Here is a 19,451-nt window from a genome sequence, read left to right on the forward strand (position 1 = left end):
CAACAGAGATTGAAAAAGAGCTTTGCATCTTTACCAAGAAAGCATTTGATCTCTATATGAATGGCTTATATGTTGAGGCACTAGTCATCTATGAGGATTTGGTGCTTAGGTTTAATGACGGCCTAGCTGCAGTGATGGTTGCTAAGTGTCGCAATAAGATCAATCCCAATCTTAGCTAAAGGCAAAGTCCAGTGAGTTAGGAAACTAACATAAACCGGAATCCTTTGGTCCCAGGTTCAAGTCCTGGTGGGCCCACCACGAATCACAATACCAACTCTAGGGTTGGTATTTTTTTTAAGCATTACTTTAAGTAACTCTTAGGGGTGGGTGGTTTACCCTGGTCGATTCGGATCTGAGCCCCAAGAAGCCCTAAAACCATCTTCGGGTGGTTTATTTGGGCTCATCACTTAATTTAAATTGGCATCATACTGACTACGACATTTGCTAACTGCTTTGTAATTCTCCTGCTTCCAATTGTGAACCGCCTCATAGATTGGACCCAAACTTAAGCCAAGTTGAGTCATTGAGTATTCAACGCGTGGTGGAACTTCCAGAAATATCTGCCTATTGATAAGTCCGTCTCGTTCTAGTTCTCGCAGTTGTTGCGTTAACATCTTTTGAGAGATCCCACTGACTTTTTTCTTGAGTTGATTAAATCGAACAACCCCTTCAGATGAGAGAACATAGAGAATCATGCTTTTCCATTTTCCGCCTATCATCATAAAAGCATCCCGAATCTCACAACTGTTGCCAGCGCAGGAAATATTTGTTGAAGTCTTGAGTTCTTTTTCAATAGTTACCATTAGGTGCCTACTTATATGTTTCTATAAAGGTATATAAAATATACCATTAACTAATATTGGGATCATTAAGGAGCTCATCATGGCAAAAGAAAAAGTTCTCGTACTCAATGCCACTGGTAAGGTGGGGCGTAATGTCTGCCGAGCACTTCTTGATGCTGGCTTTGAAGTGTATGGAACAACTAGATCTGAGAATAGTCCATTAGCTAGCCAGGGCATAAAGCCAGTAGTCTGTAATTACACAATACGCTATGATCTAGACAAAGCATTTAAGGAAACTGGTGCTAAAAAAGTTTTTGTTATTACCGATTACTTTGGTGCCGCTAAATCAAATGCTGATCTTGAATATAGGCAAGGTCAAGATGCTATTGATGCAGCTAAAGCGGCTGGCGTCGATCATTTAATTTTCATGAGTGTTGCTGATGCTGAATTCTTTAACGAGCATGTTAAGCATTTAAAAGCAAAAGTTGCCTTAGAAAAATATGTACGTGAGTCAGGGGTTCCTTATTCAATTTTGCGCCCCTGTGCGTTTTTTGAGAATTTCGATGATCCAGCCAACTGGAATCCATTAAAAAAGGGTGTCGTTAAGTTTTTAACTGAACAAGACTGTAAATATTGTGCTACTTATGACATAGGTCGTTCTGCAGCGATTCAGTTCAAGAATCCTCAAGAGTGGCTGGGTAAAACACTCGATGTTATTGCGTGGCAGGGTAATTTGTCTCAGGTAGCCAAAGCCTTATCTAGGGTAAGCGGTGTCCCTGTGAAAGCAAAGCTGGCGATGCCAAAATTTCTTCGTAAATTGTTTCTTAAAGATTTACACCACATGTTTTTGTACTATGAAGACGAAAATGGACCAAGGGGCACTCCACAAGAATTTAAAAAGGTCTTGCCCGATGCCATGTCTGCAGAAGACTGGTTTCGCTTTCATGGCAAATATTCCAATGGTGAAAAAATCGTATCTGAGAAATAATTCTCTCCATTTAGAGTCAATTTAATTAGAATTGAACATTCTAGCCCTTAGTCGATTAGGCCCAAGCTATTGATTAATATAACAATCAAACGTCCTAGACACCAGGTTCAAGTCCTGGTGGGCCCACCAGAAATGAAAAGGTCCTTACCGGACACATGCTTTACGTCCGGTACCGATCACATGGTTTACATATACCCAGTACTTTCATTCCACGGCATAGAGTGGTCCCTCCTATGCCTAAAACTGTAAAGTATGTGTCCGGTATAAAGTGTTAACTATGTGTCGAGTCGTACAACCCTCACTAGCGATAGTGGGGGTTCGGTATTTTGAGTGTTACTTTAAGTGACGCTTGTAAGGTCACTTTCATTCAATAAGAGACGTAAATCTTGATTAGCCTGATGATTGTTTTTTTGCCTCTTGGAGCATCCCTACTGTAATTTTTCTAACTTCGATTTTGCTTTGTTCAATATGATTTTTTAGTAATTTTTGTACCTCAGAAGTTTTTCTTTTTATGATTTCTTTAATAATTTGAGCATGCTCATCGTAAGTATCATGAATTCGATTATTTTTTGTGAAATCTAAACGTCGCACGATCTTAATGCGTTCAGTAATTTCAGAATGTGTTTTGAGCATTTCTTCATTGCCCGATGCCTTAACTAAGGATGTGTGAAATTGCTCATCAAGCATACCGACCTCTAAAGTATTCAAATTTCGGCGTGATTTTGGAACTAACCAGATTTTTTGAAGTTCTTTCAAAATGAGACTATCTTGTTCAGAGATGCACAAACATTTCACAGCATTTAATTCTATTAAAATTCTAAAATCATAGAGCTCATCAAATTTATCAAAATCTAAGGTAGCGACTTGCCAACCAATTTTTGGAATGGCCCTAATAAATCCACCATGTTGAAGTTGCTGAAGGGCTTGACGAAGCGGGGTTCGACTAACAGCTACTAACTTAGCTAAATTTCCTTCAGAAATTAAATCACCCGGCATCATTTCAAAATTAAATATTTTCTGTTTAATTTCGGTATAGGCGTGTTCTGCTAGGCTAGAAAACTCGCTATTAAGCGGGATGATCGACGGCATTTACTGCTGAGCTCCTAATTGATGAATATAGGCTTTCCATCCGCCAAGATGGCTAATATCTTTTGCGCCATTAATAGCGTAGGGTTCGCAAATAAAGCCTTTAACCCATGTACCATCATCTAATTCAACATTACCAAGGCCAAGTGGAGTTGGAATGAGCTCTAGAAAAGATCCTACCTCAGTGATTGGCATTTCATAGACTTCTAGAGCAATTTTGGTGCCATTGACGGGGTCTTTAACTAAACCGGGCTTAGGCGGCTTAGTATTTGGCAGGGCGTATAAGCGATATGATTTTGCTGTATTACAGGCTTTAATGAGTCGAACATGTCGATCAATAAGCTGGTAATGCAAGGGCAAGCCTTGAAGATGCGCGCCAACAACAGCCAGTTGAATACTTGGTATAGCAGTTGATTTAGCTATGAGTTCGCTATCTGTAGCTTGATATTTAGAATTGCCAAGTGGAAGGTTGAATAAGGCTTGCCAATCGGCAGCTAATTGGAGAAGCGCTTCATCAGCCCCTTCTTGGGCTAGAAGCGTTACGCCAAAAGGTAGTCCTGTACTGGTAAATCCAGCAGGCACTGCAATAGCGCAAAGACGCATTAAGTTGACAAAGTTAGTGTATGTTCCCAGTTCACTATTTTTTATTATGGGATGATTTTTTAAATCCTCAAGCGTGGGATGATTTGGTGCACTCGGGACAATAATTACGTCACATTTCGCCCAAGATTTTTTTGCAAGAATTTCATATTCTTTTAGTTGATACATCGCTTTAAAGCCCTGCGCAGCAGAGTAGTTAGAGCCGTTATCGATTATTTTTTTTACGCTAGGATCAAATGATTGTGGGTTAGATTTTAGAAAATCTTCTGTAGCAACATATCGTTCTGCAACCCAAGGGCCATCATACAAAAGCTTTCCAGCCTCCACAAAAGGATCGATATCAACTTCAATTAATTCTGCTTTGAGTAACTTAGTAACCTTAATGGCCTTAAGGAAAGCACTTTCATATTCCCCATCATCAAAATACTGACAACGAATAGGTATCCCAATGCGCAAAGGTATATTAAAACTAGAAATTGGCTTTGGTATTGGATGAAATTGGGGTTCGTTATTGCGGTCAGCCTCATTTGATTTGATAGCTTGAAGTACAGTTTCTGCATCTGCAGCCGTCAGCGTCATGATAGAAACGCAATCAATCGATTTACATGCTGGGAAAACGCCTTGGGTACTCACTAAGCCTGGAGTTGGTTTAGTGCCCACAATATTATTAAAAGCTGCAGGAATTCTTCCTGATCCTGCCGTATCAGTTCCCAAGCTAAAGCAAGCTAATCCTCTGGCGACCACAGAGGCAGAGCCAGAACTTGAGCCGCCACTTACATATGCTGGGTTAAAAGTATTAGGAACGGCACCATAAGGTGAACGGGTTCCTACCAGGCCAGTAGCAAATTGATCTAAATTGGTCTTGCCCACTAGAATTGCACCAGCGTCGAGTAATTTTTGAACTACAGTGGCATTTTGTTGAGGGGAAAAAGTAAAGTCGGGGCAGCCAACAGTAGTTTCCCAACCAGCCGCATCAATGTTATCTTTAATAGCAAATGGCACTCCATAGAGTGGTAATTGCTCCATACTTTTTTCTTTGGCTAAGCGGTCTAAATTATCTAATTGCTTTTGAATTTGGTCACCAGATGCAATGGCAATCCAAGCACAATCATTCTTTACCTGATGAATTTTTTGAAGTAATTCGACAATAAATTGACGCGGCGTAACTTCTCCCATCCGGTATCTCTGCAATAGCGTTTTAATGGTAATCATGCCCTCATCTCCCGTTGAAATATTTCTAGGGCTAAGGCTTTGGTTTTAATAAACTCATCGGCACTAACGCTTTCGGGCGTTCTTGGTTTATCCATTGTAAAGTTAAGATACTCGGCAATTTTTGTCGGCCTTCTTGTTAGTAATAAAATTTTGTCAGCTAAAAATACCGCATCCTCTAAATCATGAGATACGATCATCATCGTAACCCCGGTACTTAGATTAGCTTCTTGAAGCTTTGAGCGAATAAACAGTGTCATTTCAAAATCCAAGGCTGAAAAAGGCTCATCTAAAAAAAGAATTTCTGGGCTCGGCGCTAAAGCCCGCATGATGGAGACAGTTTGCATTTGCCCCCCAGAAAGCTCATATGGATAGAGCTTTAGATTAAATTTAATATCAAATAAAGCCACTAACTCATCAACTCTTGCTTTGACTTTTTCTTTTGACATGCCGCTACGCTTTAGTGGGTAGGCAATATTGTCCCAAGAGCTCATCCAAGGAAATAGAGCATCTCGATAATTTTGAAATACATAACCAATGGTAGTTTTCTCTAAAGTTTTTCCGTCAAATAAGATTTCTCCAGAATCAATAGGCATCAATCCTGAGATCATATTGATCAGGGTGGATTTACCGCAGCCATTGGGGCCAAAAATAGAAACAATCTTTCCTTTAGGGATATCTAGGTTGAAATCGTTATATAAAGTTACGCCACCAAAGGATTTGTCTAAGCCACGAATCGTGACATGAGTGCCAATTTCTGCAGGAATATCTAGAATGGTACTCATGCTTTTCCACCCCAATGAACTATGCGCTTTTCTGACAAGAGAAATAACAGATTAAGACCATAGCCTAAGGCCCCAGTGATCAAAATCGAACTATACATTTCTTTGACATTAAAAACCTGCTGCGCATCAATAATGCGATGACCTAAGCCGTTTTCAGAGCCAATAAACATTTCTGCTACGATCACAATCACTAGCGCCATCGATATGCCCATGCGCAAACCTACAAAAGTTTGCGGAAGGCTTTCCATTAAAAGAATATCTTTAAAAATATAACGAGTGGGAATACCCATTGTTTTGGCAGCATTGACGCGGGTTTTTTTGGCATTCATCACGCCATAAGCGCTATTAAAAAGAATAACTAGTACTGCGGCAAAGGCGGCAATGGCAATCTTATTAATATCTGTAATTCCAAAAATTAGCATAAATAGTGGAATTAATGCTGATGAAGGGGTAGATCTAAAAAAGTCAATCAAAAACTCAACGCTACGATAGATTTTTTCATTACTACCCAACATAATTCCTAGTGGAACCCCAACGAGCGTGGCAATGGCAAACGCATAAAAAGTGCGTTTAATGGTCGCAAATAAATCTACATAAATTGATCCGCTGACAAAGGATTTGCCCATAAATAACAGAGTTTCTCCCGGTGGAGGTAGCAATACCGGCTTGACCCATTTGGAATCTAAAACTATTTCCCAAAGCAAAAATAATGCAATGGGGCCGATTAACGGTAATAGTTTTAGAAGGTAATGTTTAATGGGCATTAATTCTTAACCAACATAGATTAATGGTTTGACATCAACAATGCGCGTGAATATTTTGCGTTCAGTAAAGACGTCAAAATATTTTTGAAAATACGCGATGTCGGTAGGCTTAAATTCGTTATACATCACAAAATTGGCTAATGGCACTTCCTTCACGATAGACTCATCAATTGCTGTGAATCCATCCATTGATTTACGTGATTCTTCGGGGCTTTTGCGCACAAATTCAACACCTTTTGCATAGGCCGCTATGAATTTCTTCACATCTGCTGGCCGCTCTTTAATCACGGTGGTGGTAAGCGAAGCGGAGCCACCAAACCAAGGTGCCATAGGGTCACCAAGAACATACTTAGAAATAACACCAGCCTCTAATAAGCGGGATTGACCTTTTACCTTGCCAATCGTGCCTGATGGCTCGAGGGTATAAACAGCGTCAATTTGTCCTGCTGCTAATGCAGGAATATGTTGCCCAACAGGCAGTTCTATAGGTTGAATATTACCCAAGCCATTCTTCTCAAGAATAATTTTGGCGAGGGTGACATTTTGTATTCCTGGCCCACATCCAAACTTGCAGTCTTTAGGTAAGTCTTTAATAGCCTTAACTTTGCTATCAATTGGAACTAGTACCTCATCTAGAACATACTTAACATTTGAGGGGTTGGAACAAATAATTTTAAATAAATTGGGAGAGGAAATTTCAGCAAGCGCCAAGGCAGCAGAGGCGGTGCCATTTGCAGAGCCTTGAATTCGTCCTGCAATCATTGCCTCTGCAATTTGATTGGGACTTGCGAACTTAACCCCTTCAACATTTAATCCAACTTCCTTGAAGTAACCCTTTTCTAATGCAACATAAAAGGGGAGGCCACTGGCAATAGGCCAATAGCCAATTTGAATCTTGTCATCAGCAGCTTTAGCCAGTGATGGGATAAGTGAAGTGAGTGCGCTAGCGACCCCTGCCTGCAGGATTCGGCGACGGCTAATATTCAATTTTTGATGACTCATGTTTTAGGCTCCTTATGGTTAAGAAAAGAAAACTGGTGTACTTGCTTGTATACAAGTTTGCTTGGGAGAAAGAGCCTAATAAAGAGGGAATGCACCAAATTAAAGAAAAAATAGATCTATTTGGTGCACAAAAAGCCTAAGCTAGAAGTAGAGGGCTTTTTTCAGTGATTTCAATGGGTATGGCTTACGATTATTAATGCGTAGTCCTTTGGCGCCAGGTTCAAGTCCTCGTGGGCCCACCAAGAAACACCAAAACCACCTGCGGGTGGTTTTTCCATTTTGGAATATTATAAAAATAGATCAATGGAGTTAATATGTGTCGATGGATGGCCTATGCTGGAGAAAAGATTTATTTAGAAAATCTCCTTTTTTTACAAAAGAATTCACTCATTTCTCAAAGCCTAAAAGCTACAAAATCAAGCTTTGCCACTAGTGGCGATGGTTTTGGACTAGCTTGGTATGGCGGTAAAAAAACTCCTGGTCTATTTAAGGATGTTTTACCTGCTTGGAACGATGAAAACTTAAGGCAACTGAGTCAGCATGTCAAAAGTGGTCTCTTTTTGGCTCATGTAAGAGCTTCTACTGGTACTGGAGTCTCACGAGCCAATTGCCATCCTTTTGCCTGTGGTAAATGGAGCTTTATGCATAATGGCCAAATTGGAAATTGGTCATTGCTACGTCGTGACATTGAGTCCATGATTTCAAAGGATTACTATAATTATCGATTAGGCACTACCGATAGTGAGGCTCTTTTCTTACTGGCACTATCTTGTGGATTAGAGAAAGATCCAGTAGGCGGCATCAAAAAAGCGATTGAGAAGATTCATATTCTTTTAGAGGCTTATGGGGCAACTGAACCGCTTAGATTATCAGCCGCCTTAAGTGATGGCAAATCCATTTGGGCTTTTAGATATTCAAGTGACCATCAGTCGCCATCCCTTTTTTATGGCACACCTGATCTGCATAAAAAACAAGGTCAGTCGAGGATGATTAATACAATTGCCTCTGAGCCATTTGATGATGACTCAGAGCACTGGACTTCGGTAGGGGAATCTAAAGTTATTTTATGGAAAAACAAGGCCGTGTCAGTTAGTTCATTTATCTGACTGAATTGCTACTACTTTAGTAGATACTTTCTAGACTAATAATTAGTCTATTTCCCCTTGGCAATTAGAGCAATACCAACAATCAAAACTCCTATAGGCCAGGCTCAAGTCTTATTGGGCCTACCAATAATCTAATACCAACTCTAGGGTTGGTATTTTTTTTAGCGTTACTTAAAGTAACGCTAAAAGACTAAAGATCATTGGAACGCTGAATAGTAAAAGTAAGGGTTAATAGGTATTCTCACTTGGGAATTTCTTTATTAAATTGGATCCAATATGAATCCAAAATTACAGCTTAGTGCTGATAACGCTTATTACCATTTACGTAATGCAATTACGACAGGGAAAATCTTGCCTGGAGAGCGGGTTATTACTCAACAAATTGCAACTGAACTAAGGCTAAGCAGAACCCCCATTAAAGAGGCCTTAGCAAGGGCAGAGGCTGATGGAATGGTTGTAAGAGCTGGCAATTGGGGCTATACCGTAAGAGAAATTACTTTGCGGGATGCTGAGAATATTTTTGAAGCTCGCATGGTTGTTGAGTTGGCCTGTGCGCAAATTGCAGCCGATAATTCAAATGCGTCTGATCATGAGGAAATGACAAGATTATGGGGAAAAGCTCACGCTGCTTTCGCTAAAGGACGTCTATCTGATTTTTTATTAGCCTCACGGCAGTTACATGGATTTATTGCTAAATGTACCGGTAATGACATTCTTTTAAATCTATTTAATCAGGTGAATAACCTAGTTCTTTTATTTGCGCTATCGCTTTTAAGGGCAAACCCTAAGCGAGCAGCTGAAATTGATGCTGAAAATAAAGCATTAATCGGGGCAATTAAACAGAAGGATAAAGATCTTGCAGGCCGCTTGATTCGGTCTCAAGTAGTGCGGGCATATGAGATGTATCACCAAACTTTAACTAATAATCAGTCAAATCGCATCATTAAATTAAAGGAACTGGTTTCATGAAGATAATGATAATTATAAAAAAAATTACGGTTTTATTTTCATTCTTAGCAGTTTATGTATTTTTGAATAATGCCTTTGCACAAGCCAATACCTATCCTAATAAGCCAGTAAAGTTGATAGTACCGTGGGCCCCTGGAGGCGCCGCCTCTTTTATGGGACGAGTTATAGGCGATAAATTATCTGTTTTATGGGGGCAGCCCGTAGTCGTGGAAAACAAGCCTGGAGCTGGTACCAATATTGGCTCAGATTTTGTTGCCAAGGCTTTGCCTGACGGGTATACCCTGTTAGTTGGTAGCTCAAATAATGTTGTGAATATGAGCCTCTTTGAAAAAATGCCCTACAACACAATCAAAGATTTTGAGCCTGTTAACTTAACTATTCAGGTACCAAATATTTTAGTTGTTAATCCCTCTTTAAAAGTAAATAATGCGGCTGAATTAATTACTCTAGCTAAAGCTGAGCCAGGTAAATTGGCCTATGCCTCTGCAGGGAACGGCAGCCCAGCTCACTTAGCAGCTGAACTATTTAAAAAGATGGCGGGGGTTGATATTTTAGGCGTGCCATATAAAGGGGCTGGCCCAGGCGTAGTTGATTTATTAGCTGGTCAAGTTCAATTAATGTTTACAAATATTCCAGCTACTTTATCTAATATTCAAGCTGGGAAATTAAAGCCTTTAGGTGTCACAACACTTAAACGATCCCAATCACTCCCTAATGTCCCAACTATCGCAGAAAGCGGTTTACCTGGATATGAATTTTCTGCTTGGTATGGAATTATGGCACCAGCAGGAACGCCGAAAGAAATTGTTGCAAAAATTAATGCCGATTTAAATAAGGTACTAAAAGATCCCGATGTAATTGAAAAATTACTAGGACAAGGAACTGAAATTATTAATTTAGGTCCAGAGCAATTTAAAAATGTTATTAAATCAGATTCTGCCAAATACGCTAAATTAGTAAGCGATATTGGCCTTAAGCCGGAGTAATTGTTATGGCCTTATCTAATTCACATCCAAATATTTTGCTCATCATGGCAGATCAACTCGCTGCCCCCGCTCTTCCTATTTATGGACATCCTGTTGTAAAAACTCCAGCAATAAATAAGTTTGCAAAAAGTGCTGCAATTTTTAAAAATGCCTATTGCAATTTTCCAATTTGTGCCCCATCACGGTATTCAATGTTAACTGGCATGCTTCCGCACAAAATTAATGCTTTTGATAATGCTTCTGAGCTGCCAGCTTCAATACCAACCATAGCCCACTATCTAACTTTAGCGGGTTATGACACGTCTTTAGTTGGAAAAATGCATTTTGTAGGACCAGACCAATTACATGGGTTTGAACATCGACCTGTGACCGATATTTACCCAGCTGATTTTGCATGGGTTCCAGATTGGAATGGGGGCCCAAGAAATGCACCTACTGGCATTAGTATGCGGGCCGTAACTGAAGCAGGTCCTTGTGAGCGAAGTTTGCAGCTAGATTATGATGAAGAAGTGGATTATTTTGCTAACCAAGTAATTTATGATTTGGCTAGACGCCCTGAAGAGAAACCTTTCTTTATGGTAGCTTCATTCACGCATCCGCATTCACCATTTACAGCTCCTCAAGAATATTGGGATCTATATCGGCATGAAGAAATTGATCTGCCTAAAGTTAAAGAAATTCCATTTAAAGATTTAGATGTGCATAGTCAATGGCTTTATTATTCTCATTCACGTGATCGATTTAATATAACTGAAGAGCATATTAGAAATGCACGTCATGCGTACTATGCCATGATTAGTTATGTAGACGATAAGATTGGAAAAATTCTAGACACTCTTAAAAAAATGAAGCTTGATGAAAATACAGTGATTATTTTTACTGGCGATCATGGTGAAATGATGGGTGAACGAGGTATGTGGTTTAAGCAAACCTTTTTTGAATGGTCTTCAAGGGTGCCACTCATGATATCCACTCCCGAAATGAGAAAAAATAATCAGCAAAAAATCATTTCAGAAGTTGTTTCATTGGTCGATTTATTTCCAACAATTCTTGATTTAGCAGGTGAAAAATTAATCGCCTTGGCGACTACTTTGGATGGCGAAAGTCTTGTGCCACTAATTACCGGTCAAGCTAAAGACTGGAAAAATATAGCAATTTCTGAATACTCGGATATGGGCGTTTGCGCCCCCTGTCGAATGGTGCGAAAGGATCAGTTTAAGTATATCTATACCCATGGGCATCCATCCCAATTATTTGATTTAGAAGTTGATCCCATTGAGATGGTTAATCTCAGTGGAAATACAAAGTTTGCCTCTATTGAAGAAGAGTTAAAAAGATTAGTTCTAAAAGACTGGAATCCCGATGAGTTGGAATCTAAAATTCTTCAAAGCCAAGCCGCTCGTAAAGTGATTAATAGTGCCGCAAAAAAATCAAAACTTTACCCTAATTGGTCTTTCGAGAGCGATCGGAATGATAAGAAAAGATATGTCAGGGGTTCTGGAGATCAAGAGGGCACGGTAGCAGTAAAGGGAAGGGCTCGGTTTCCATTTGTTGCATCGACGAATCCAGACAATCCGCCCAAGGAAATTTAGGCAGTGGCAAGTAAAACTACTTTGGAGCAACGAGGTATTTAGAGCATAGCTTCAAAAATCCTGTGTTTTCGAAAACCAAAGACTGAGGCATTGCTCCTTGTGAACTTGTTTATCTAGTCACACAAAAGCTCACACACCGATATTTAGGAGACGTAAGCTCTTGAAATCCTAATGGTTTTCTTTGGATGTCTGCTCTCATAAGAAAGAAGCCCTAGGGGTCTAGTAGCAAATACCTCAATGATTTCAAGAGCTTAGTGGTGAAATAGGTGGTCAAAATTGCTTACACACCGCTTACACACCAGGGCAAAATCCGAGGTGTGTAGTAAATGCGGTTTTTGTGTGGTTTTAACTAGTTAAGAATTGTAAAAAACACTGTGTATTAAGGTGTGTAGTAAATAAGATTAAGGTACGAGTTTTAGGGCCCATAGCTCAGTTGGTTAGAGCAGAGGACTCATAGCGAAAGTTGTGCCTTATGCGTGGAAACTGCATAAGGGATGGTGTCAAATTCGGAGAAAGCTAAATGTGGTTAAAAGCTGCACAAGCTAACGCCGAGCGAAGCTTAGTAGAAATACTTTGAACGTGTAGAGACTAGACGGCACCCACCTAAGTAAGGATGTAGATCTTTATATGGTGAAGGCATAGTCCAGGGAGTAGTGAAAGCTACACAAACCGGAATCCTTTGGTCCCAGGTTCAAGTCCTGGTGGGCCCACCATAAAAATCCTCACTAGCGATAGTGGGGGTTTTTTCATTTGAGCGTTACTTTAAGTAACGCTTGTGGTTTAAGTACTCTCACGACCAACAGCTTTATTATTTAGGCCAGGAGGTCCATATCAAGCCGAATAAAATCAGCACGATAAGTTAACTCTCCTAAATAAATCACAGTGCCATCAGGCGCACAAAATACTCGCCTAATTTCTGCAACAGGGGCGCTCACCGATATGTTTAATGCATTTGCAGCCTCTACACCTGCCGTAGAAATTGTCAAGATTTGTCTTGCCGATGCTAATTTGACTGATTTAAGATCCATTAGAACTGGGATTACAAGCTCATTTCTGAAACGCTTTGGAGCAAGTTTAAATATTCGCTCATCAATGTATGCTGAAATAACAGAGGTCAGCTGTTTTTCATAAGAGTGGACGCGACGCAATAGATGGTATTTTGGCGCTGGAATTCCATCATCTGATTCTATCTTTGGCTTTGCTATTCCTTCTGAGATTGGAATCAGTCGGGGTGTAAGCTCTCGGTACAGATCTGCAAGGGCAACTAGTGAGCTCACCACTTGCATTTGCGGGTGAACCAACGGTTTTGCTTTTACAAAAGTGCCGCGACCTTGCTCTGGCTGAAGCAAGCCCTCCTCCTTTAAAAGCTGTACAGCCTGACGAATTGTGATTGATGCAACTCCAAATTCTTTAGAGAGAAGGGGCAGCGAGGGGATGCGCATCCCAATTGGCCATACCCCTTTCACAATACGTTCCCGCATTGCATCGGCCGCTTGTGCATATAGTGGGCTGGCGCTGTATTGAAAAAAATGCCGCATTTTTTATCTGGCCCTATTCCCTTAATTTTTAATGTTTAATTATAGATTGACAAGTCTGATTAAATATAGAATGATATGCAGATTATAAAAAATCACTCTAACAGGTATTGAAAGGGGATAGATGTGCGCATATTGATTCGAAATACAGTACTGCTATTGTTCAATTTATGGATATCGGGCCTAGCAGTAGCTCAGGAATATCCAAATAAGCCAATTCAATTAGTGGTTCCATACCCCCCCGGAGGTGTTGTTGATATTACTGGCCGCTTGCTTGCTGACCAGTTGAGCCGTGAGCTTGGGAAGCAGGTGATTGTAGTTAACAAACCTGGGGCAGGCGGGACAATCGGCGCTGAATTTGTCGCGCGCGCACCTGCTGATGGCTATACGATCATATTAGGTGGCGCCGCAACCCATGCTTTTGCGCCTGCAATGTATAAGCAGTTGCGATATGAGCCTATTAAAGATTTTGTAGCAATTACGCAATTTACTGAGGGGCCTTTAGCGCTGACTGTAAACAAAGCCTCTGGCATTGCGTCAATCGATGAGTTTTTTAAAATACTGAAGAATAAAGGTGATAGCGTCAACTATTCTTCCAATGGCATAGGAACATTTCCACATCTTTCTGTTGAATTATTAAAGCAAAAAACAGGAACAAAAGCTATGCATATTCCATATCCCGGAGGTAGTCAGGCTGTGGTTGCGGTGCTTTCCAATGAAGTTCTATTTACACAAAATCATCTGCCAGTAGTCCTTACGCAAGCGCAAGCCGGCCGTGTTCGAATTCTAGCTACCACTGGCGCGTCTCGCTCCTCCGTTCTTCCAGATATACCCACGCTAAAGGAAATGGGTTATGACATTGTTGCCTCCGCTTGGTTTGGATTGTTTGCGCCCGCAGGAACTCCACAGCCTATCATTCAGAGGTTATATGAGGCAACTGCTGCAGCGGCAAAATCTCCAGCATTACGGGAAAAATTAGCCCTACAAGGTGATGAGATTTCAGTTACAGGGCCGACGAAATTTCTTGCATTTCAAAAAAATGAATTAGATAAATGGAAGACTGTGATTACAACTGCGGAGATTAAGCCAGAATGACAAAAGAAATGATACGTCCAAATATTATTTTAATCATGACCGATCAACAAAGGGCAGATACGATTGGAGCATTAGGCGCTCCATGGATGAAAACACCGAATCTAGATCGATTAGCAAATGAGGGCGCTGCTTACACGGAATGTTTTGTTACTTCTCCAGTTTGTGTTGGCTCTCGCGCTAGTTTGTTTACCGGAAGGTACCCTCATGGGTGTCAGGTTTTTAGCAATTTCCAGCCCTGGGAACCTACTTGGGTAAGCAGCTTAGCTAACCAAGGTTATCACTGTGTAAATATAGGTAAGATGCATATTAACCCTTACGATGCTCCAGGCGGATTTCATCAGCGTTTCATTATCGAAAATAAGGATCGCCCACTTTTTCTTGAAGAACGTGATCGTGCAATCTATGATGAATGGGATAAGGCCTTACATGCACGTAAATTAATTAAGCCGTCTCGCTATAATCGTTTTGAATCTGACCCAGAAAAATTTAAAAAAGCACTTGGAGCATTCGCCTGGGACCTTGATCCAGATATGCATCCAGATAACTTTATTGGTGAAATGGCTTGCTGGTGGATTGATGATCGAAAAAATAAAGACCCACTTTTCTTGCAGATTGGCTTTCCTGGACCACATCCTCCATATGATCCATTGCCAGAGGCATTGGCCGCTTATAAAGATACTGACATTCCATTACCAATTGTGAAAGAAGCAGAGATTGAGGCTCAGCCAAATGCCCAGCATCAGCTTCGAGAAAATATGATTGACTTTAATTTTGATTCAATTGCCTGGAGAAACCACCCCAGTCAAGATGATCTTCTTAATTTGCGTCGTCACTATGCAGCGAACGTAAGCATGATTGATCAGCAGGTAGGCCAAATAATGAAGTCGCTTGATGATCGAGGGTATCTTGATAATGCTCTAGTGATCTTTACGTCTGACCATGCTGATGCTTTAGGTGATCATGGCCATATTCAAAAGTGGACTATGTATGACTCTGTTGTGCGAGTGCCACTAATATTTTGGTCAAAAAATCTAGATATAAAGCCGGGTATTCGCAACGATCTAGTGCAGATGTTTGACATTGCTCCAACTATTCTAGAGACGGCGGGATTAAATATCCCTGAAGAATTTGAAGCTAAATCATTATGGGGGTCCTTGATGCGTTTGCCAGATTATGTGCCACGCGATGTAGTTTATGCAGAACTTGCGCGTGATCATATACAAACTGGTAGTGAGTTTATTCTGATGCGACGAGATACTCGATGGAAAATTGTTCTATATCTTGATGACAGCTATGGCGAACTTTACGATTTAAGCTCTGATCCGGGTGAAGTAAATAACCTCTGGGAAATTGAGGCAGTGCGAACGCTTCGGGATGAATTAAAAATAGACTGTCTGAGTTGGCTTTCACGTGGTTCGCTATCCGCAAACCGCCGAACAAGTCGCGCACCACAAAAAGCAATGCGTATTTAGGGTTTTAAGGGGAATCCTTTGGTCCCAGGTTCAAGTCCTGGTGGGCCCACCAATAATCACTATACCAACTCTAGGGTTGGTATTTTTTTAAACTATTCACTGAGCATTCGTTTGGATGGCTTGGTGACAGCCCATACATGAAAATTTGGAATTAATCATGGATGTAAATTCAGGATCTTCAGGCGGATTTCGATTTAGTAGAGATGGCAGTTGATTAAGACTGGCTATACGTCTTTCGGCCACGTCTTTGTATGGCCATTCTTTGTATGTCTTTGATAACTTCGTTGCTTCATACATTACTTTTGCATTTTTAAGATCATTGCTTCTGGCAAGCATATCTCCAAAATTTAAGAAGAATCCTTCCCAGTTATGGGGTGCAATCCACGAGTTCCAGCAAGCGCGTTTTGGCCCTTGCGTTGTTTCTTGTGATAAATACTGTTGAAGGTTTGGCGCTTGACGTGAGACCCTTTCCCCAAAACACACGTCTGTTGATTTGCATCTAAAACTGATCCACCATTTGTATCTAACTTTAATCCATCCAAATGATATTGTTATCTTTGACTTACAGCCTATATTGAGCGGATGTTGGTCTGAAATTGGTTGCAAATTAGGGCGCTAATTGGGTTAGTTTTGCGTACAAATCAACAAAGCAGGCTCAAAAACAGGAATTGGCTGCATACAATGAATAAAATGGTCTTTTATAAAGGTTCCCAAAAGGAACTTATTGCGCTATAATGGAACTACCTAATGGAGAACCATCATGTCTATTAACGTGAAATTGTCAGAAAACCTAGTTGAGCAAGCCAAAGTGTTTGGAAGTGTTGAGCATCGCTCAGTACCCAAGCAGATTGAGTATTGGTCGCAAATTGGCAAGATCGCTCAAGAAAACCCAGATTTACCGTTCTCTTTGATTCGCGAGATCTTGATTGCCGATCAAGAGCCAGTAGTTGGCGAGTACGTTTTTAGTTAATGCGCTTACTGGTTACGGCCACCTTTGCAAAGGCCACTAAAAAACTGCATGCTCCACAAAAACTAGAACTAGATGCTGCGCTAAAACTCATCTGCAAAGATCCGGCTATTGGCGAAGCGAAGGTTGGGGATTTGCTAGGTGTGTATGTTTATAAATTTAGAATATCACAGCAACAATGTTTATTAGCCTATCGAATTTTAGATACAGAAAGCATCAAACTATTAACTTTTGGCCCACATGAAAATTTCTATAGAGACCTAAAGCGCCAAGGTGAGTAGCGGTTTAGCTTTCTAGAGCTTTTCTTAAATACGAATCAATTTCCCCTTGCCCTAATGGCCACTGCTTATGGTCACTAGGCACATCAGCCAATAGCAAGTCTTTTTGGGCGTTACTTAAAGTAACGGTTAGGCCACAAGTAAAACCACTTTGGAGCAATGAAGTGCTAAATGGTTACTGTAAAAATCCTGTAGTTTCGAAAACCAAAGAGTTCGAGAGTATTTTTTAAAAGATGAATTATTTCACTACACAAAACGCTACACACCGATAAACAGGCGCTGTAACCTCTTGAAATCCTAATGATTTTCTTTGGATGTCTGCCTCATAAGAAAGAAGCCCTAGGGGTCTTGTAACAAAGACCTCAATGATTTCAAGAGCTTAGTGGTGAAATAGGTGGTCAAAATTGCTTACACACCGCTTACACACCAGGGCAAAAACCGAGGTGTGTAGTAAATAAGATTAATGTACGAGTTTTAGGGCCCATAGCTCAGTTGGTTAGAGCAGAGGACTTAACTGCAGTAAACCTACAGCACCAAAAGTGCCAGGGTTTATTGCTAGTGGGTTGCATATGAGTAAGTTTGCTCTGCTCATATGTAGAACTACTCAAATTCGGGGAAGCCTCTGTGTAACAGCGTGGTAATCCCGAGCCAAGCTAGGCAGTAATGCTTAGAAGGTGTAGAGACTGTACGGGTAGGTCGTAAAGACAAGAGACAGTCCAGACTACAAACTGGAAACAGGCAGTGAAAACTGTAGTGGTAAGCATAATCCTTTGGTCCCAGGTTCAAGTCCTGGTGGGCCCACCAATATAAAAACCCTCACTAGCGATAGTGGGGGTTCGGTATTTTGAGCGTTACTTTAAGTGACGCTGGTGCAGGATCTATAAATCAGTGAATTGTTCCGCTCAGAGCGAATTCCCTAAGTGCATTACCAGGTGTGATTGTGCTTTTATAAAGTGGTCCACAGGGAGTATCGGCCATCATCATTGAGAGTGAGTAGCAATCATCTACATAATGCATGGACTGATAACCTTCTAGGTGATAGGTGAACATATTTAAAATACCAATGATGCTGCGATTAGTTGATTTGCAATAAATTACCTTCTCAAGATGATTTAATTCCTGTTGCATAAAAGATTCGCTTACACCTTGAGATAGCAAGATCTTAAATAGGTATTGTGGGAATCGCTCTACTAAGTTCGATGCTGGGGCTAGAGGCATCAACACTGGTAGCAGGGTTCTTTCATTTACAAACAAGGCTACCTGTGGTTTTGAAAATATTGCCTTAGCATACCAATTACCCAAAATATTGTCTCCCTTTCCAGCGGGTTCGTTGACGCCTGAAGAGACTCGATCTAACAATTGTTTTGAGCAGTGTAAATAAAACATTGAAAAGTGTCTCTGATTAGGCTAAGACTGGAATCAATGCATGTGTGACTTTAGGTAGTCCAGATTTACGAACTTGCCATAAGTCATAGGCTGCCTGTAAAGCTAGCCAAACGCTTGCACTACCTCCATTTTTCTCGCCTAACCATGCCTCAATACGAAGAGCCATTTCTGGAGAAATACCAGCTTTACCATTGATCACTCTAGAAAAAGCAGCTCGAGTTACACCAAGCTGTTCTGAAGCTTCTGTTACGGTTAGTTCTAACGCTGGAAGAATGTCCTCTTTCAGAGTAAGGCCTGGGTGGGGTGGGTTATACATTTTAGTCATCATTATTCCTATTCTTTTAGTGATAATCTTGATAATCAACAAGTACTACATCTTCACCTTCAAATTTAAACGTCATTCGCCAATTTCCATTTACCGAAATTGAATAGTGATCCTTTAGCTTATTTTTTAAAAGATGCAATCCCCAACCAGGTATATTCATATCTTCCCATTTTTTTGCAACATGTAATCTAGCTAGCTGCCTACCTAGCTTATTCGCATGAGCCGCTTGGATTCCAGACTTTTTACCTGTTTCAAAAAAGAGCTGCAAGCCTTTATGGCGAAATGTTTTAATCATGATGTATTGTATACTGAAACTATACGCTATGCAACTAGTGTAGTTAAATTATTAATCAATCGTCTTTCTAAGTATTATTTAAAGTAACGCTCACCCCCTCCGGGGGGTGTACTAAATTTTGTGTAAACGGTCTAATAATGGGTAAAAGCCCACTCCATAGGAGTAATGATGATGACCGAAGCAGCAAAACGAGCAGTACCCCAAGAACTCATTGATAGCCTGCTGGCAG

At 40.6% G+C, this 19,451-nt stretch carries 20 protein-coding genes; 9 read left to right on the plus strand and 11 right to left on the minus strand.

The genetic code is table 11. The features are described 5' to 3' along the window. Positions 1–407 precede the first annotated feature (407 nt). Positions 408–803, minus strand: coding sequence for a helix-turn-helix domain-containing protein (locus LZT21_RS11575; RefSeq protein WP_233990943.1), 396 nt, complete (start codon positions 801–803; stop codon positions 408–410). 79 nt (positions 804–882) lie between these two features. On the opposite strand from LZT21_RS11575, the gene LZT21_RS11580 reads away from it, so the two are divergent. Next, positions 883–1,770 (plus strand): NmrA family NAD(P)-binding protein, encoded by an 888-nt coding sequence (locus LZT21_RS11580; protein ID WP_233990945.1) that lies wholly within the window; start codon positions 883–885, stop codon positions 1,768–1,770. 390 nt (positions 1,771–2,160) lie between these two features. Here LZT21_RS11580 and LZT21_RS11585 read toward each other — a convergent pair whose 3' ends face one another. From LZT21_RS11585 to LZT21_RS11605, 5 genes are read right to left on the minus strand one after another with little or no spacing between them, the layout of a single operon-like run. Continuing rightward, positions 2,161–2,859 carry a GntR family transcriptional regulator gene (locus LZT21_RS11585; protein WP_233990947.1) on the minus strand — a complete coding sequence of 233 codons (699 nt, stop codon included), beginning with the start codon at positions 2,857–2,859 and terminating at the stop codon, positions 2,161–2,163. Next, a complete protein-coding gene (gene atzF / locus LZT21_RS11590) occupies positions 2,860–4,668 on the minus strand; it encodes an allophanate hydrolase (protein ID WP_233990949.1) in 1,809 nt (602 codons plus the stop codon). Beyond that, entirely contained in the window at positions 4,665–5,450 is a 786-nt protein-coding gene (locus tag LZT21_RS11595) for an ABC transporter ATP-binding protein (protein ID WP_233990951.1), read from the minus strand. The genes atzF and LZT21_RS11595 overlap by 4 nt, the downstream gene beginning before the upstream one ends. Then, positions 5,447–6,214, minus strand: coding sequence for an ABC transporter permease (locus tag LZT21_RS11600; RefSeq protein WP_233990953.1), 768 nt, complete (start codon positions 6,212–6,214; stop codon positions 5,447–5,449). Before LZT21_RS11600 ends, LZT21_RS11595 begins: the two co-directional genes overlap by 4 nt. 6 nt (positions 6,215–6,220) lie before the next feature. After that, a complete protein-coding gene (locus LZT21_RS11605; RefSeq protein ID WP_233990955.1) occupies positions 6,221–7,216 on the minus strand; it encodes an ABC transporter substrate-binding protein in 996 nt (331 codons plus the stop codon). Positions 7,217–7,530: 314 nt separating this feature from the next. Here LZT21_RS11605 and LZT21_RS11610 point away from each other — a divergent pair, with 314 nt between their 5' ends. From LZT21_RS11610 to betC, 4 genes are all read left to right on the plus strand, one after another. Beyond that, positions 7,531–8,322: a class II glutamine amidotransferase gene (locus LZT21_RS11610; RefSeq protein ID WP_233990956.1), complete on the plus strand. Its 792-nt coding sequence runs from the start codon at positions 7,531–7,533 to the stop codon at positions 8,320–8,322. Positions 8,323–8,598: 276 nt separating this feature from the next. Continuing rightward, positions 8,599–9,291 (plus strand): GntR family transcriptional regulator, encoded by a 693-nt coding sequence (locus LZT21_RS11615; protein WP_233990958.1) that lies wholly within the window; start codon positions 8,599–8,601, stop codon positions 9,289–9,291. Continuing rightward, positions 9,288–10,277, plus strand: coding sequence for a tripartite tricarboxylate transporter substrate binding protein (locus LZT21_RS11620; protein WP_233990960.1), 990 nt, complete (start codon positions 9,288–9,290; stop codon positions 10,275–10,277). Before LZT21_RS11615 ends, LZT21_RS11620 begins: the two co-directional genes overlap by 4 nt. A 5-nt stretch (positions 10,278–10,282) precedes the next feature. Beyond that, positions 10,283–11,869 (plus strand): choline-sulfatase, encoded by a 1,587-nt coding sequence (betC, locus tag LZT21_RS11625; RefSeq protein WP_255696531.1) that lies wholly within the window; start codon positions 10,283–10,285, stop codon positions 11,867–11,869. Positions 11,870–12,681: 812 nt separating this feature from the next. Here betC and LZT21_RS11630 read toward each other — a convergent pair. Next, a complete protein-coding gene (locus LZT21_RS11630; protein WP_233990963.1) occupies positions 12,682–13,407 on the minus strand; it encodes a GntR family transcriptional regulator in 726 nt (241 codons plus the stop codon). Positions 13,408–13,530: 123 nt separating this feature from the next. Here LZT21_RS11630 and LZT21_RS11635 point away from each other — a divergent pair, with 123 nt between their 5' ends. Continuing rightward, the gene (locus LZT21_RS11635) at positions 13,531–14,499 is read left to right on the plus strand and encodes a tripartite tricarboxylate transporter substrate binding protein (RefSeq protein ID WP_233925016.1); all 969 of its coding nucleotides are present in this window, start codon (positions 13,531–13,533) and stop codon (positions 14,497–14,499) included. Continuing rightward, positions 14,496–15,971 (plus strand): sulfatase, encoded by a 1,476-nt coding sequence (locus LZT21_RS11640; RefSeq protein ID WP_233925015.1) that lies wholly within the window; start codon positions 14,496–14,498, stop codon positions 15,969–15,971. Before LZT21_RS11635 ends, LZT21_RS11640 begins: the two co-directional genes overlap by 4 nt. A 96-nt stretch (positions 15,972–16,067) precedes the next feature. Here the strand turns inward: LZT21_RS11640 and LZT21_RS11645 are convergent, their stop codons facing one another. Beyond that, a complete protein-coding gene (locus tag LZT21_RS11645) occupies positions 16,068–16,577 on the minus strand; it encodes a hypothetical protein (protein WP_233990965.1) in 510 nt (169 codons plus the stop codon). Positions 16,578–16,731: 154 nt separating this feature from the next. On the opposite strand from LZT21_RS11645, the gene LZT21_RS11650 reads away from it, so the two are divergent. Next, positions 16,732–16,941 (plus strand): ParD-like family protein, encoded by a 210-nt coding sequence (locus tag LZT21_RS11650; RefSeq protein ID WP_233925022.1) that lies wholly within the window; start codon positions 16,732–16,734, stop codon positions 16,939–16,941. Beyond that, positions 16,941–17,219 carry a type II toxin-antitoxin system RelE/ParE family toxin gene (locus LZT21_RS11655; protein ID WP_233925020.1) on the plus strand — a complete coding sequence of 93 codons (279 nt, stop codon included), beginning with the start codon at positions 16,941–16,943 and terminating at the stop codon, positions 17,217–17,219. Before LZT21_RS11650 ends, LZT21_RS11655 begins: the two co-directional genes overlap by 1 nt. Before the next feature lie 882 nt (positions 17,220–18,101). Here LZT21_RS11655 and LZT21_RS11660 read toward each other — a convergent pair. The 3 genes from LZT21_RS11660 to LZT21_RS11670 are packed head-to-tail and all read right to left on the minus strand — an operon-like array spanning position 18,102 to position 19,222. Further along, on the minus strand, positions 18,102–18,602 hold the full coding sequence (locus LZT21_RS11660; protein ID WP_233925006.1) for a hypothetical protein: 501 nt from the start codon (positions 18,600–18,602) through the stop codon (positions 18,102–18,104). Positions 18,603–18,618: 16 nt separating this feature from the next. Beyond that, complete coding sequence (locus LZT21_RS11665; RefSeq protein ID WP_233990966.1) at positions 18,619–18,927, minus strand: HigA family addiction module antitoxin; 309 nt, start codon at positions 18,925–18,927, stop codon at positions 18,619–18,621. Positions 18,928–18,943: 16 nt separating this feature from the next. Then, positions 18,944–19,222, minus strand: coding sequence for a type II toxin-antitoxin system RelE/ParE family toxin (locus LZT21_RS11670; protein WP_233990968.1), 279 nt, complete (start codon positions 19,220–19,222; stop codon positions 18,944–18,946). Positions 19,223–19,451 lie beyond the last annotated feature (229 nt).

The organism is Polynucleobacter sp. IMCC 30228 (assembly GCF_021395205.1).
Classification (GTDB): Bacteria; Pseudomonadota; Gammaproteobacteria; order Burkholderiales; family Burkholderiaceae; genus Polynucleobacter.